Raw genomic sequence first — 13631 nt, 5'->3', positions numbered from 1 at the left:
CGTGTGCTCGATGCCACGGCATTCGATGACAGAGGCGGTGACCGTCGAATCGCGACGTCGGCGGTGCGCGCGTTCGGCGGAATGGTCAAGGCTGCTGGCCGCGAATGGTTGGTGCGCGGCGCTATCACGCGCGAACAGGTCGAAACTCTGCTGACCGACGTCCTCGTGACCGTCCTGTCGACCGCAGAGTCCATGACCTCCGCCGACAACCCAGAGCGCACGTAGCGCAGCCCTTTCGAAACCTCGGAGCACTCCGGCGGCGGCCGTCCGTCCGCCCTATTGACACAGTGCCAATAAGGTGGAACTGTGACCTTATTCACCCGGGCACCCTCGCCCCCTCTCGACAAGGGACCTAGACATGTATCTCACTCAAGGCCTTCATCGCTCCGTAGCAACCACTCCGAACCGGGCCGCAACGGTATTCGGTGACCGCGTCCGCACCTTCGCCGAGCAGATCGACCGAGTGGCGAGGCTGGCCGCCGGACTTCGTTCAATCGGAGTCGACGCCGGCGATCGAGTGGCGATGCTGGCCTTCAACAGCGATAGGTACTCCGAGTATCTGCTGGCGGTGCCGTGGGCGAACGCAGTCCTCAACCCCGTCAACATTCGCTGGTCTCCGGTCGAGGTCGCGTACGCACTCAATGATTCGGACACCAAGGTCCTCCTGGTCGACGACACCTTCGGTGCCATGGTTCCGGCCCTGAGCCCGGCGTGTCCTGCCCTTCAGACCATCGTCTACTGCGGCGACGGAGCCACGCCCGAGGGCATGGTCTCCTACGAGGAGCTGGTCGCGTCGAACGATCCCATTCCCGACGCACGCCGCAGCGGAGATGCACTTGCCGGGCTCTTCTACACCGGCGGCACCACCGGTTTCCCCAAGGGCGTCATGCTCTCGCACGCGAACCTAGTCACCTCGGGGCTGGGCACAGTGGCGACCGGGCAGCTACTCGACGACGAATCGGTCCTGCTGCATGCCGCGCCGATGTTCCACCTCGCAGATCTGGCCGCTTGGGTAGGGCAGGTCATGCTCGGCGGCACCCACGTCATGGTTCCGTTCTTCGAACCGACCGCTGTCCTCGGCGCAATCGCGAAGCACTCCATCACCGATGTGCTGCTGGTGCCCACGATGATTCAGCTGCTCGTCGATCATCCGGCCTTGAGTGAATTCGACACCACGTCGCTGAGCCGTGTGCTGTACGGAGGATCCCCGATCTCTGCCGGCGTCCTCGAGCGCACCCTTGCTCGACTTCCGCAGGCCCGCCTCACTCAGGCGTACGGCATGACCGAACTCGCTCCGGTTGCGTCCCTGCTGTGGCCGGAACACCATGTGGGAGAACGCATCGGCTCTGCCGGACGCGCGGCCCCGCACTCCGAGATCCAGATCGTCGGACCCGACAACGAGCAGTTGGCCACCGGCTCCGTCGGCGAGATCTGTGTCCGCGGTGGACACGTGATGCTCGGCTACTGGAACAAGCCGGAAGAGACGGCGGCTGCCATTCGTGACGGGTGGATGCACACCGGCGACGTCGGCTACCTCGATTCCGAGGGATTCCTGTTCGTCGTCGATCGCCTCAAGGACATGATCATCACCGGCGGCGAGAACGTCTACAGCGCCGAGGTGGAGAGTGCACTGAGCCTGCATCCCGCCGTGTTGGCCTGCGCCGTGATCGGGGTCCCCGACAGCGAATGGGGTGAGCGCGTTCACGCGTGTGTCGTTCTGGCAGAGGAGTTCTCGCCGACTGTGGACGAGCTCCGCGAACACACCCGCAACTACGTTGCCGGATACAAGACCCCCCGTACCATCGAGTTCGTCACCGCTCTGCCCATGAGCGGGGCAGGCAAGATCCTCAAGCGCGAACTGCGGGACGCACACGTGGCGGCGAAGGACGGGCTCGGGGCCTCCCTGTGACAACCCAGGTGTCGGCGCACCTCGATACTTTCGACTCGGTCTCCCCCATCGACGACGGGCTCGTCGCCTCGTTCGCCGTCGATGGGGCCGAGATCGTGGCGCGGGTGGTGAGTGATGCGCGGAACGCTCAGAGCGCATGGTCGTCGCTGCCGCCCCGCTCGCGCGCCCACCACCTCAGGGCGTGGCGCCACGAAATCTGGAGTCGCCGGGACGAGTTCGTCGACCTGCTTCACCGAGAGAACGGCAAGCCCGCCGAGGACGCGTTGCTCGAGATCGTGCTGACCCTCGAGCACATCGGGTGGGCCGAACGACATGCGCCGCGCCTGCTGCGATCTCGGCGCGTCAACCCCGGCTTGCTGCTGGCGAATTACTCAGCTCGGGTCGAGCGAGTCGCACTGGGCGTCGTCGGCGTGATCGGCCCGTGGAACTATCCGTTGTACGCACCGAACAGTGCGATCTCGGCGGCGCTGGCAGCAGGAAACTGCGTCGTGTTCAAGCCGAGCGAATACACGCCGGCCATCGGAGCCCGATATGTTCAGGCCTTCCACGACGCCAATCCGGGTCTGCCGACCGGGGTGCTGTCACTGGTGACCGGCTTCGGTGACACCGGTGCCGCGCTGTGCCGCGCGGGGGTCGACAAGATCGCGTTCACCGGTTCGACCAGCACCGGCTCGAAGATCATGGCGACGTGCGCCGAAACGCTCACTCCGGTGGTGTTGGAATGCGGCGGCAAGGATCCGGTGATCGTCGCTGGGGATGCCGACGTCGCAGCTGCAGCCGAGGCGGTCGCCTGGGGCGCGTTCACCAACGGCGGCCAGACCTGCGTCGGAGTCGAGCGCGTCTACGTCGAGCGCGGCATTGCCGAGCAATTCACTGCAGCGCTCGTCGCGCACGCACGCAGCATCCAGCCCGGTGGTGACGCGTCCGCCACCTACGGACCGATGACCATGCCCGCACAGATCGAGATCGTCAGGCGTCACCTCGCTGCCGCCGACGCGGCCGGTGGCCGAGCATTGATCGGCGGACTCTCCTCCATCGGCGAGCGATACGTCGGACCCACCGTCTTGGTGGACACTCCCGAGAGCTGCTCGGCCGTTCGCGAGGAAACGTTCGGCCCCACGGTCACCGTTCGTGAGGTCGACAGCATCGACGAGGCCATCGAGCTGAGCAACGATCATCGGTACGCCCTTGGCGCATCGGTGTTCTCCCGCAAACAGGGCAATGAGATTGCAGCGCAGCTGGCGTGCGGCCAGGTGACCGTGAACTCGGTGATCGCGTTCGCCGGGATGGGTTCGGTGCCGATGGGAGGTGTCGGCGCCAGCGGATTCGGCCGTGTGCACGGCGACGAGGGGTTCGCGGAGTTCTGCCGCACCCACAGCCGCGTCACGAAACTGTTCGACATCCCGGGATTCGAACTCGTAACTCTCCGTCGTCGACGGTGGGTCATGCCGCTGATCGACCGATTGCTGGGGCTGCGTCACCGCCGCTGAGCGATCAGCGCACCTTTTTTCACCTGCCAAGTTACCGCTGCTCCGAGTGCGGCCAGTATCCCCACGGCGGCGAACAAAGCCGGGTATCCGCCGACAGTGGAGAGGAACACACTCGCGAGCAGCGGTGCAATGGCAGGTTGGATCAGTCTCTTCGCACTGGCGCTGCGGTTCCGTAGTTACGGCGCACCACCTCGTCGAGGGTTGCCGCCAGCTGCGCGTCACCGAGGGCACGCGGGGTCGCCACCGACGCAGCCGAAAGATAGACACCGCAGAGCCATTCGAGAAGTTCGATGTTCGACAACGCGGCCCCGAGATCGTGACCGGTGGTCACCGAACCGTGATGGGCCATGATGGCCGCCGACCTCGAACGCATCGCCGCCACCACCGTCTCGGCGAGCTCGGCCGTACCGAACGGCGCGAACGGGATCACCGGAACTCTGCCGCCGAGAGCGAGCTGCGCGTAGTGCACCGGCGGCAATTCGTCCGCGACAAGTGAAAGAGCAACGGCTGCCGGAGAATGCGCATGTACCACTGCGCGCGCGTCACACGCTTCGTAGATTCCCAGGTGCAGGTCCAGTTCCGACGTCGGTTCGCAGGCACCCGCGCGCACGACGCCGTCCATACCGACGAGCGTGATGTCCTCGATCGTCGCGTCCGCCAACACCAGTCCGGTCGCCGTCACCGCCACCACATCGCCCGCACGCGCGCTGACGTTGCCTGCGGTACCGAGAACCAACGCCCGTCGGCCCAGTTGCCGGGCGGCCCCGGCGACGGACTCCCGTAGTTCGTCCACGTCGACCGCCATCAGATCGTCTCGCACGTGCGTGCGAACTTCCGAACGAAGTCGAGGTCGTAGGCGCCGAAGTCGGTACCGAGTCCCTGCGCCACTTGCGCGGCGGTCGCGTTGCCCAGTTCGGCGGCGTCGACGACGCTCATGCTCAGGGACAGGCCCCGAACGAACCCGGCCGAGAACGCATCGCCGCATCCACTGGTGTCCACCACGTCCACGGAATATGCGGGGACCTCGACGGCACACTCAGAGGTGACGACGAGCGTGGGCAAGGCACCCGCGGTGGCCACCACGCAGGACGCGCCGAGCTCGAGCAATCGGCGACACCCGTCTTCGACAGTGGCGCAGCCGGTCCAGCCGAGGACCTGCTCGTCGTTGGGCAGCAGGTAGTCCACGTACGGCAGTGCGGCGGCGAACGCACCGAGTCCTTCCGGAATGGACGGAGCAAGGCTGTCCACGGTGACGACAACGCCGTCCTCATGAGCGCGGCGCGCGATGTCCCGCGCGGTGTCGGGTCCGAAGAACTCGGGCCCACCGAGGTGCAGAAAGTCGACGTTGTGAAACATGTTCCATGGAACATGCTGAGCCAGATAGCCGTTCGCGCCGATCACGTGCAGAGCCGGTCTGGAACCGTCCGGCCGGATCGGCAGCACCGATGCCGAGGTCTGCACTCCGTCCATGCGATGAACGAGGGAAACATCCACTCCATCGTCGGCGAGGAGCTGCAGAAGGAACGAACCTGCCGAATCACCACCGACGACGCCCGCAGAGTGCACCGCAGCACCCAACCGGGCCAGCACCAGCGCCGTTCCCGCGGCAGTGCCCGCGGCCGACATCGCGATCTGCTCGGCCAGGACCGCCGCCTGACCGTCGGGAATCTCGGTCACCGGCCGCACCAGCGTGTCGAGAATGTGCACGCCGAGGGTGAGGATTTCCGCCGGTTCTCTCATCGCAGGTTAGCCGTTTGCTCCGAGAGGATCAGGGCCTCCAGATTGCACATCGAGACGTCGAATCGTGCGGACATTCCGGCGGTCGCAATGGGCCGCACCAGGCGTCCCAGCCAGCTCGGGGAGACGTCGAACCAGAACTCGAAGGTCATCGCGGTGGAAGTTCCACCGCTGAGCGGCGCAAAGCGAAATACATTCGCCACGTTGGAGAGCGGCGCGAATCCCTGCCCCGAATCCACTCGCAGTCGGTTCGGTTCCAGATGCCGGACCGTCCAGGTGGCGTGCGTGGTGAAACGGCCGAGCGCTGCGACCTCCTCGGTGTAGATACCGCCGGTGCGCGCGGCGCCGTGATGAGTGGTGACGGCCCGGACGTCGGACACCCATTCCGCGTATCTGCTGGTGTCACCGGTCAGTGCCCACACTTCATCCGGGCTCACCGAGAGTGTGCGGTGGGCCGAGACTACGAAGCGTTGTTCCACGAGAGTTCTCCTTCGGTCGAAAGTACCTCTGCTGCAGCCTTTTCACCCGATCGCACGGCGCCGTCCATGTATCCGTTCCAATAGTCGGAGTGTTCGGCACCGGCCCACTGCACTCGTCCGAACGCGGCGTCGCGCCACCGTCCGAGCCCGGTCAGCACCCCGGGGGTCAACACCGCGGTGGGCCCGCCACGGGTCCATTGCTCGCGAGTCCAATCCAGTTCGATCCACTCCGTCGGTTCGAGTGCGCGCGGACCCACTGCCGATGCGAATGCCCGCAGCACCTCGCCGCGGCGCTCGACGTCGTTGCCGTCGGACCAGTTCCGTCCACCCCGATGGCGTGCACCCCAGGTACCGACGAATCCCATCAGCACTCCCTCGCTCCCGTCGGGAGGCGAGTTGTCGAACATCGAGGACACCGGTACATCGCTGTCACGGAACAGCGCTTGGCCCGAGAGACCGCTCGCCCGCCAGAACGGTTCGGGATACACGGCCTCGCACTTGGCCAAGCCGCCGAAGTTCATCCGCTGAAACAGTGCTTCCTGGGGCGCGGGAAGCGCAGGGGTCCAGTCGATTCGGGTAGCCAGAACCGGCGGAATCGCAACGACGGCCGATCGGGCGACCCACGATTCGACATCGCCGTGTACCACCACTCGATCCAGATGCTGTTCGACGCGGCGCACGGGAGTGTCGAGTCGGACAGCGTCTCCGAGCTGCTCCGCCATCGTGATGCAGATCGCTTGCGAGCCGCCGAGAAATCGCCACTGTTGCGCTCCCCCAGAGACACTCATCAATCGGTCGACCGTGCCGGGCGTGTATTCGTTGCCCGCCCCGGCTATGTACGCCAAGCCGAAGAGCGCGGACACGTCGGCGGCCGTGCCACCGAACACCGAGCCGAGCAGGATGTCGAGCAATTCCACTCCACCGTCGGTGGCCGAGTGCCGGCGCGCCCAGGTGGCGAGGGTTTCGGTGTCCCACTCGCGCGCACGCGGTGCGGACCACGGCCTGCCCGCGGGAATCTGCCTGGCGGCCCGGTCGATTCGCGCCACGAGCATCCCGATGTCGGGCAGCGCCGCCAGATCCGGTGGCACCCCGCCGTCGAAGCGTCGGGCGCGTCCGTTCTTGACGTAGACGCTCGATCCGATGCCATGCGCCGGGAACGTCCCGACGCCGACCGACGCGGCCAGGCGAAGGACGTGATCCTGCGTCGGACCGACGAACTGTCCGCCGGTCTCCACCACCGAGTTCTCGCCGAGTGCGTGGTTGACCGTCCGCCCGCCCACCCGGTCTCTGGCCTCGAGGACCTGGACGGTCAGTCCTGCGGCCGTCAGTTCCCTGGCTGCGGTCAGTCCTGCGAGTCCTGCGCCGACTACCACTACATCCACACGATGGGCCTGCGATATTTCGGCCATGGGTGCCTCCTTCCGGGCTCTTCGATGTAGCGGCGACAGTAGCCCAATATTGGCCACTAGGCCAGTATTCGCGAGAAGTCCCTGCTGAAGGACACTGCGATGGAAGTGGAACCCAGCACCCGGCTACGTTGTAGCCATGACCGAAGACCGTCCGAAGACGCGATACGCACGCGGCCAGGAGCGGCGCGATGCCCTCGTGGACGCGGCGATCGGCCTGATCGGGACTCGCGGACTCGAACGCGTCTCGTTTCGGTCCGTCGCCGAAGCCGCCGGATTCCCACCGTCGACCACCAGCTATTTCTTCGGCTCGGTCGGTGAACTTATCGATGCCGCGATCACCCGGATAGCCGAGAACGTGACGGCGAAAGTCACTGCCCTACTCGACGTCGCGCAGACCGGCGGCCTCACTCGCGACGATCTCGCCGACGCGATCATGGACCTCGTCTCGCTGCTGTCCTCTCCCGATGACGACGATTCCCTCGTCCAGTTCGAGGCATACCTGGCCGTGCGCCGACGACCCGAGCTGGCGGATTCGGTGCACAGAATCATGCGCATGATCGAGGAGGCAGCCGAGGCGGCCCTGGGGGCATTCGGCATCGCGGAACCGCATCTACCTGCCCGACATTTTCTGGCCCTGATCGACGGCTACACCTTGCACGAGATTGCCAGGCCGACACCGGGCGGCAATCGAACGGCACTGCGTGACGCCCTGTTTCGGGTTCTCGACTCGTACGATCGGACGCCCTGATCCGACGCGTCGCCTCGTGTTCTACAGACCGGCGCGCTCGAGTATTTCATCCCAGGCGATCTCCGCTTCGGCGTCACCCACGCCGGTCGCCGCGATGCGCTCGTAATCGCCCAGAAGTGAATCTGCAACGCGCTCATAGCGTTCGAGCCAGACCTCTTTGTCGTCACGCCAGTACCCCACGATGGCAAGCCGGTCCGCCGGGAAGCTCATCTCGCCGCGAAGGTATTTGCGCACCGCTCGACCTGCCGACGCCTCCCCACCGAACCAGATATAGCCAGGACCCGGCGGCATCGCGTACGCACGCGCGGCATCTGCCAATTCCGATGCGCCGCGTCCGTTTCCAGCGATGAGCCAGTCGACGGTGACCTCCGCCGAGGTCCGTACCTCTAGCATGTCGTCGCGGTGGGCTACTTCGGCGATGGCATGGGCATTGCGGCCCGCAGGCAGTTGCTCGATCGCGCGAAGCATCGCCGGGAGCCCCGGCAGATCGGCGATGAACAACATCCAGTCGGTGTCGCCGGGCGGTTCGTACCACGACCGCGTCCCCGACATCCCCAATTGTCGACCGGGCGCTGCCGAGCGGGCCCACTCGGCAGCGATCCCACCGACGTGGTCGACGAAATCGATCCAGATCCGGCCCGATTCCCACCGACGGACCGTGTAGTTACGGCATTCGCGGAGAACGCCGTCATGATGCGCGAGCACACCGCCCTTCGACGTCATCTCCGGCGGCGCATCTTCCCCGGCCGCAGGGAAGTACAGCTGCACGATTTCGTCCGGCACTCCACTCGACTCGAACCCGCACGTGGCCGGAACGTCGAACACCACGCGAATCATCGACGGAGACAGCCGAATTGCCTCGGCCACTCGTACGGTCACGTAGCCGGGCGCGCCTCGGCGGTTGGACACGGTGTCTACTTTCAGCGCTGCTCGGCCGGCGCGACGAGTAGCGTTTCGATGTCGTCGAGGATCAGGCCGAGGCCGATGGGGTCGGACGAGTTCCACGCGCTTGCCGACACCCAGTGCACCCGGTTCTGCTGCACGGCAGGCAGTGTCGACCACAGTGGTGCGGTGCTGATGGCGTCTCGTTCGGCATCGGATCCCTCGTCGTGGTACACGAACAGGGTGTCGGCGGACGCGAGAATGTTCAGCGTTTCGTCGGTGATGTCGATGCGGAACGCGCTGGGATCCTGCTGCCCCTCGGGCTGCGCCATTCCCAACCCACGGAAGGCGATGCTCTCTCCTGTTCCGACTCGAATCGAATACTCGCCCCGCTCACTCAGACGTACCGCCGAGACGGGCTTGTCGGCGAGGCCGGCATCGGAAACCCGTTGCTTCAGGGCAGCCATCCGATCGGTGAGGGCCTGCATCGACTCCGCCGCCTCGTTCTGCTTCCCGAGTACCTCGCCCATGGCGGCAACACCGTTGGACACATCGTCGAGCGAGACTCCGTCGTTGTAGGCGAATCCGTAGGTCGGTACTCCACTGGCCGTGAGTCGATCGTAGATCTCCTTGTTCCAGGCCTCCTCGCCTTCGCCGTCGTAGCCGGCGACAACGACGATGAGGTCTGGGTCCTGGGCCAGGATCGCCTCCACGTTGGGATCGAATCCGCCACCCTCACCGGCGATGTTCTCGATGCCATCGGCGCGCTCATCGACATGCGCGGGGAGAGCGAGCGGGTTGAACGACGCCGCCACCGGTTTCGTGTCGAGCGAGAGCATCAGCGCCAGTGAGATCGGGTCGGCAGCGACGACACGCATCGGCGCGGCCGGAACGTCGACCGAGCCGAAGTAGTCGTCGACCGTTCTCGTGCTCGCGCGCTGTTCCGAGTCCGAACTTGCGCTCGAGCATCCTGGAAGTATCAACGCAGACGCCATGACCCCAGCGATCGCATACGTCTTGGCCCTCCTAGTCACGTCGAACGGTAGGGAGATGCTCATGTGGATCGGTGACCTCCAAGATCGACGTGCAGGTGGGAACGTGCCTGCCACGATCGGAAGGCGAGCCAACCCTACCCTAACTGCTCCGATTCTAGGACTAGGTGTTCAGAGTCAGCATCGGAACGACGTTCCGACGCGCGAAGACGAGAAGTTCCTCGTACGTCTCCAGGGGCGCCGCGGCCGACGGCGTCAGGAGAATCGAATGGACCAGTCGTACAACAATTTCCGGCGCGTCGGGCATAGCGAATTTCTCCGCATCCGATTCTCCGCGCGAAATGGCCGTTGCTGCACGTATCGCCGGCGCGAGCAGTCCCGCTGCGTTGGTCGTCAGCTGCTCCAACACGACCGGGCTTTCCGAATCGAACATCTTCAGAAGGACCGGATTGGTACGGACGGAGTCGATGGTCGTTGCGAAGCCATGGACGATGCGCTCGGCCAGCGAGGACTGCTGCGACGCAACGGCGGCCAGTGACGCGAACAATCTGGCTGATTCTCGCCCCATGACGGCCTGCACCAGCTCGTCCTTCGAGCCGATCCGGCGATAGACGGTCACACGATTGACCTTGGCTCGTTTCGCGACATCGCCGATGGTTGTCCGCGCGATGCCGACCTCGCCGAAGAGCTCGAACGCGGCGTCCAGAATGGGCCCATCGTCTCCGTCTGGATGCATTGCCCGATCTTAACGGCCATTTCGCCATCCGCAGGCGAATGCAACATTGCAACATCTACTGTTGCTATGTAACATCGATGACAACAGAACATCAAGGGATTGGAGTTCGAATGTCTCGGAACAAGGCGGTCGACTCGAACGACCGATACATCGACGAGTCCTACGCGATCGTCGCGCGGGCCGTGAAGTTCGACTGGTCGAACGTTCCCCTTCAGTACATCCCAGGAAACTGGTACGCCACCCACTTCTGGAACGTGATGCACCTCGTTCTGCCCGAGGGAGAGCGCGCGATGGCAGACGTTTTCGCCCGCGCTCTCCCCTACATCCACGACCGAAGACTGCACGAGGAGGTAGTCGGGTTCGTCGGGCAGGAAGCGACGCACGCGTCCTCGCACGAGAGCTTCCGGGAGTACCTCGTCGCACACGGTGTGGACATCGAACCGATCCTGCGGCGAATCCGGTTCGCGGTGGGAGTGGTGTTCGGTGACCACGGTCTGACCGGCCGCCCCGGCAAGGCATGGCTGAACGAACGACTCGGAATCTATGCAGCAGCAGAGCACTTCACCGCAGTAGTCGGCGAATGGTTGCTCGACAATACGGAATTCGATCGACTCGGCGTCGATCCCACAATGCTGGACCTTCTGCGTTGGCACGGCGCGGAGGAACTAGAGCACCGCAACGTCGCATTCGACGCCTTCCAGTACGTGGACGGAGGTGGCTTCCGAAGGGCACGGACAGCGGTCGTGGCCAGTGCCGGTTTGGCCGTGCTGTGGTTCACCACCGCTGCCTACCTGTACAAGAACTCGGTCGCGACCCCCCGCACCGGGAAGCGCCGATTCCGTACGCCATGGCCGGTTGCCTTCGCCAGGGCATCACACAAGAACCTCATACCGGGATTGTCTTTTCTCTTCGTTCAGCTCTCCCTCTACATCCGCCCCGGCTTCCACCCGTCCCATATGGGCGACATCGACAAAGCTGTGCAGTATCTAGCCACGTCTCCAGCGGCTCTGGCGGCGCAGCAATGACCGCGACTCGTAGCCACCTGGGTGATGTCACGGTGACCGCACCCGGCATCGGGCTCCGCGCCATCGGCGCGGCATCGAAGGTCTACGCCAAGCTCGTCGCGGACTCGTCGATCGTGACGGCCCTGTCCCCGGCGCGGCCACGGCGATACGTCGGATACGAATTCGACGCAATCATCGACGAGATCGTCGACGAAGCAGAGGACGTCCGTTCGCTTCTGTTGCGCCGCGCCGACGGTGCGCCTCTTCCGTCGTGGATGCCCGGTGCACACATCGACGTCACCACGCCGTCGGGGGCAGTGCGTCAGTACTCACTCACCGGACGTCCGACCAGCAGTCGCCACTACCGCATCAGTGTCCGCAAGGTGATCGGCGGCAGCGCGTCGACCGAGCTTCACAACCTCGAGCCCGGTGACGTTCTTCGTGTCCGGGGCCCGCGCAACGCATTTCCGATGGCCGACGCCGAGCACTATCTCTTCGTTGCCGCGGGAATCGGTATCACGCCCATCCGTGCGATGGTCGAACGCGCTGTCGAGGACGGTTCGAAGTGGACGCTGTACTACCACGGGCGATCCAAGGCGAGCCTGCCTTTCGTCAAGGAACTGCAGCAGCTGGCCCTGACGTCCGGAGGACATCTACTTCTGCGGACCGACGATGTGGACGGCTTCCCGTCTCCCTCGGACATCGTGGAGCTCGCCGAGGGTGACACCGCGATGTACGTCTGCGGGCCGGTGGCGCTGTCGTCGAAGTTGCGCGACGAAGCGCAACGTGCAAGCGCAGTGCGGGAATTTCACGCCGAACTGTTCGCTCCAGCGCCAGTGGTGGACGGCAAGCCCTTCACGCTCCAGCTGAATCGTTCGGGTCGAACGATCGCCGTCGGGGCGCAGGAAACGGCACTCGATGCACTTAGACGAGTCAAACCGGATCAGCCGTACTCGTGCAGACAAGGGTTCTGCGGAGCATGCGTCGTCGGGCTCGTGGCGGGGCGCGTCGACCACCGTGATCGCGTACTCGGCGTCGCCGAGAGGCAGGATTCACTCACCCTCTGCGTCTCGCGCGGTGCCACCGACAACGAAGTCGTCGTCCTCGATCTCTAGCGTCCTCGATCTGTAAAGAAGGAGTCACCCTCATGACTGCAGCAACTTCGGACACCGAGACGGTGCCGCTGATCGATGTCGCGATCATCGGAGCGGGCTTCGGCGGTCTCGGTGCAGCGATCCGCCTGCAACAAGAAGGTCGCCCGGACTTCCTGGTCTTCGAGCGAGGCGATGCAGTCGGCGGCACGTGGCACGTGAACACCTACCCCGGCGCCCAGTGCGACATTCCGTCAGCCTTGTATTCCTTCTCCTTCGCCCCCAATCCCGACTGGACTCGTCTGTACCCCCTGCAGCCTGAGATCGAGGGATACCTCAACGACTGCACGGACAAGTTCGAGATCCGGGATCGAATTCGATTCGGTCACGAAGTCCTCGACGCTTCCTGGAACGAGACAGAGGCGCGATGGCTCGTCACGACATCCGGGGGAACATGGTCCGCACGGGTGTTGATCGGGGCTCTCGGACCGTTCAGCGAACCGGCCCGTCCGAATATCGAGGGTCTCGAATCATTCTCGGGCACTGTTTTTCACTCCGCCGAATGGGATCACGAGTTCTCCGCGAAGGACCGCCGCATAGCCGTGATCGGAACCGGGGCGTCGGCAGTGCAGTTCGTACCACGCATCGCTCCCGAGGCCGCCCATCTGACGGTGTTCCAGCGGACACCGACGTGGATCCTGCCGCACCCAGACCGTCCGATATCGGAATCAGGCCGAAGGGTGCAACGCAAGTATCCGTTGACACAGAGGGCACTTCGCCGTGTCTTCGACTTGTTCCAGGAAGCGTTGGTTCCCGGTCTCATCAACCACCGGTCGCTCCTGGCTCCCCTTGCTGCGCTCGGACGTGCGCACCTTCGACGTCAGATCAAAGATCCGGTACTTCGAGAGAAGCTCACTCCGCAGTATGCGTTCGGATGCAAACGGCCGACGTTCTCCAACAAGTTCTATCCCGCACTCGCTCGCGACAACGTCAGCGTGGAGACAACTGCCATCACCGAAGTCCGGCCGGAAGGAGTCGTCACTGCGGATGGGCAAACGCACGAGGTCGACACGATCGTGCTGGGAACCGGATTCACCATTGCCAAGCACTCCGGTTTTCGGCGCATCCGTGGCCGCGGCGGAAAGTCGTTGTCG

The 13631-nt window shown here is 64.7% G+C and carries 13 protein-coding genes and 1 pseudogene; 7 read left to right on the top strand and 7 right to left on the bottom strand.

Annotated elements, in window-relative coordinates; translation table 11 throughout:
• The 3 genes and pseudogenes from A2J03_RS31180 to A2J03_RS17680 all read left to right on the top strand — a co-directional run.
• Positions 1–225: pseudogene (locus tag A2J03_RS31180) on the top strand (TetR/AcrR family transcriptional regulator); the annotation flags it as partial.
• 133 nt (positions 226–358) lie between these two features.
• Entirely contained in the window at positions 359–1909 is a 1551-nt protein-coding gene (locus A2J03_RS17685; RefSeq protein WP_068376371.1) for a long-chain-fatty-acid--CoA ligase, read from the top strand.
• Entirely contained in the window at positions 1906–3399 is a 1494-nt protein-coding gene (locus A2J03_RS17680; protein ID WP_068376369.1) for an aldehyde dehydrogenase family protein, read from the top strand. The genes A2J03_RS17685 and A2J03_RS17680 overlap by 4 nt, the downstream gene beginning before the upstream one ends.
• Positions 3400–3541: 142 nt before the next feature.
• On the opposite strand, the gene A2J03_RS17675 is transcribed toward A2J03_RS17680, so the two are convergent.
• Genes A2J03_RS17675 through A2J03_RS17660 form a run of 4 tightly spaced genes read right to left on the bottom strand, consistent with a single transcriptional unit; the run spans position 3542 to position 7024 of the window.
• Complete coding sequence (locus A2J03_RS17675) at positions 3542–4219, bottom strand: class II aldolase/adducin family protein (protein WP_231912578.1); 678 nt, start codon at positions 4217–4219, stop codon at positions 3542–3544.
• Positions 4204–5139: a carbohydrate kinase family protein gene (locus tag A2J03_RS17670; RefSeq protein ID WP_068376367.1), complete on the bottom strand. Its 936-nt coding sequence runs from the start codon at positions 5137–5139 to the stop codon at positions 4204–4206. Before A2J03_RS17670 ends, A2J03_RS17675 begins: the two co-directional genes overlap by 16 nt.
• Positions 5136–5615, bottom strand: coding sequence for an SRPBCC family protein (locus tag A2J03_RS17665; RefSeq protein ID WP_082897905.1), 480 nt, complete (start codon positions 5613–5615; stop codon positions 5136–5138). The genes A2J03_RS17670 and A2J03_RS17665 overlap by 4 nt, the downstream gene beginning before the upstream one ends.
• The gene (locus A2J03_RS17660) at positions 5597–7024 is read right to left on the bottom strand and encodes a flavin monoamine oxidase family protein (RefSeq protein WP_068376365.1); all 1428 of its coding nucleotides are present in this window, start codon (positions 7022–7024) and stop codon (positions 5597–5599) included. Before A2J03_RS17660 ends, A2J03_RS17665 begins: the two co-directional genes overlap by 19 nt.
• A 136-nt stretch (positions 7025–7160) precedes the next feature.
• Here A2J03_RS17660 and A2J03_RS17655 point away from each other — a divergent pair, with 136 nt between their 5' ends.
• A complete protein-coding gene (locus A2J03_RS17655) occupies positions 7161–7772 on the top strand; it encodes a TetR/AcrR family transcriptional regulator (protein ID WP_068376363.1) in 612 nt (203 codons plus the stop codon).
• 21 nt (positions 7773–7793) lie between these two features.
• Here the strand turns inward: A2J03_RS17655 and A2J03_RS17650 are convergent, their stop codons facing one another.
• From A2J03_RS17650 to A2J03_RS17640, 3 genes are all read right to left on the bottom strand, one after another.
• Positions 7794–8681 (bottom strand): siderophore-interacting protein, encoded by an 888-nt coding sequence (locus tag A2J03_RS17650; protein ID WP_068376361.1) that lies wholly within the window; start codon positions 8679–8681, stop codon positions 7794–7796.
• 11 nt (positions 8682–8692) lie between these two features.
• Positions 8693–9712 (bottom strand): ABC transporter substrate-binding protein, encoded by a 1020-nt coding sequence (locus tag A2J03_RS17645; protein WP_068376359.1) that lies wholly within the window; start codon positions 9710–9712, stop codon positions 8693–8695.
• Positions 9713–9809: 97 nt separating this feature from the next.
• A complete protein-coding gene (locus tag A2J03_RS17640; protein WP_068376357.1) occupies positions 9810–10382 on the bottom strand; it encodes a TetR/AcrR family transcriptional regulator in 573 nt (190 codons plus the stop codon).
• Between the two features lie 110 nt (positions 10383–10492).
• Here A2J03_RS17640 and A2J03_RS17635 point away from each other — a divergent pair, with 110 nt between their 5' ends.
• The 3 genes from A2J03_RS17635 to A2J03_RS17625 form a co-directional block, all read left to right on the top strand.
• Positions 10493–11407, top strand: coding sequence for a metal-dependent hydrolase (locus A2J03_RS17635; RefSeq protein ID WP_068376355.1), 915 nt, complete (start codon positions 10493–10495; stop codon positions 11405–11407).
• Positions 11404–12501, top strand: coding sequence for a PDR/VanB family oxidoreductase (locus A2J03_RS17630; RefSeq protein ID WP_068376353.1), 1098 nt, complete (start codon positions 11404–11406; stop codon positions 12499–12501). The genes A2J03_RS17635 and A2J03_RS17630 overlap by 4 nt, the downstream gene beginning before the upstream one ends.
• 32 nt (positions 12502–12533) lie before the next feature.
• On the top strand, positions 12534–13631 hold a 1098-nt coding region (locus tag A2J03_RS17625; RefSeq protein ID WP_068376374.1), incomplete at its 3' end, for a flavin-containing monooxygenase.

Source organism: Rhodococcus sp. EPR-157, from assembly GCF_001647195.1.
Taxonomy (GTDB): domain Bacteria; phylum Actinomycetota; class Actinomycetes; order Mycobacteriales; family Mycobacteriaceae; genus Rhodococcoides.
This window is presented reverse-complemented; position numbering and strand designations above follow the sequence as displayed.

Excerpts from the sequence above, each read along its gene's own strand:
- A2J03_RS17685 (WP_068376371.1), top strand. The coding sequence starts at position 359 with ATGTATCTCACTCAAGGCCTTCATCGCTCCGTAGCAACCACTCCGAAC.
- A2J03_RS17670 (WP_068376367.1), bottom strand. The coding sequence starts at position 5,139 with ATGAGAGAACCGGCGGAAATCCTCACCCTCGGCGTGCACATTCTCGAC.
- A2J03_RS17660 (WP_068376365.1), bottom strand. The coding sequence starts at position 7,024 with ATGGCCGAAATATCGCAGGCCCATCGTGTGGATGTAGTGGTAGTCGGC.
- A2J03_RS17655 (WP_068376363.1), top strand. The coding sequence starts at position 7,161 with ATGACCGAAGACCGTCCGAAGACGCGATACGCACGCGGCCAGGAGCGG.
- A2J03_RS17645 (WP_068376359.1), bottom strand. The coding sequence starts at position 9,712 with ATGAGCATCTCCCTACCGTTCGACGTGACTAGGAGGGCCAAGACGTAT.
- A2J03_RS17640 (WP_068376357.1), bottom strand. The coding sequence starts at position 10,382 with ATGCATCCAGACGGAGACGATGGGCCCATTCTGGACGCCGCGTTCGAG.
- A2J03_RS17635 (WP_068376355.1), top strand. The coding sequence starts at position 10,493 with ATGTCTCGGAACAAGGCGGTCGACTCGAACGACCGATACATCGACGAG.
- A2J03_RS17630 (WP_068376353.1), top strand. The coding sequence starts at position 11,404 with ATGACCGCGACTCGTAGCCACCTGGGTGATGTCACGGTGACCGCACCC.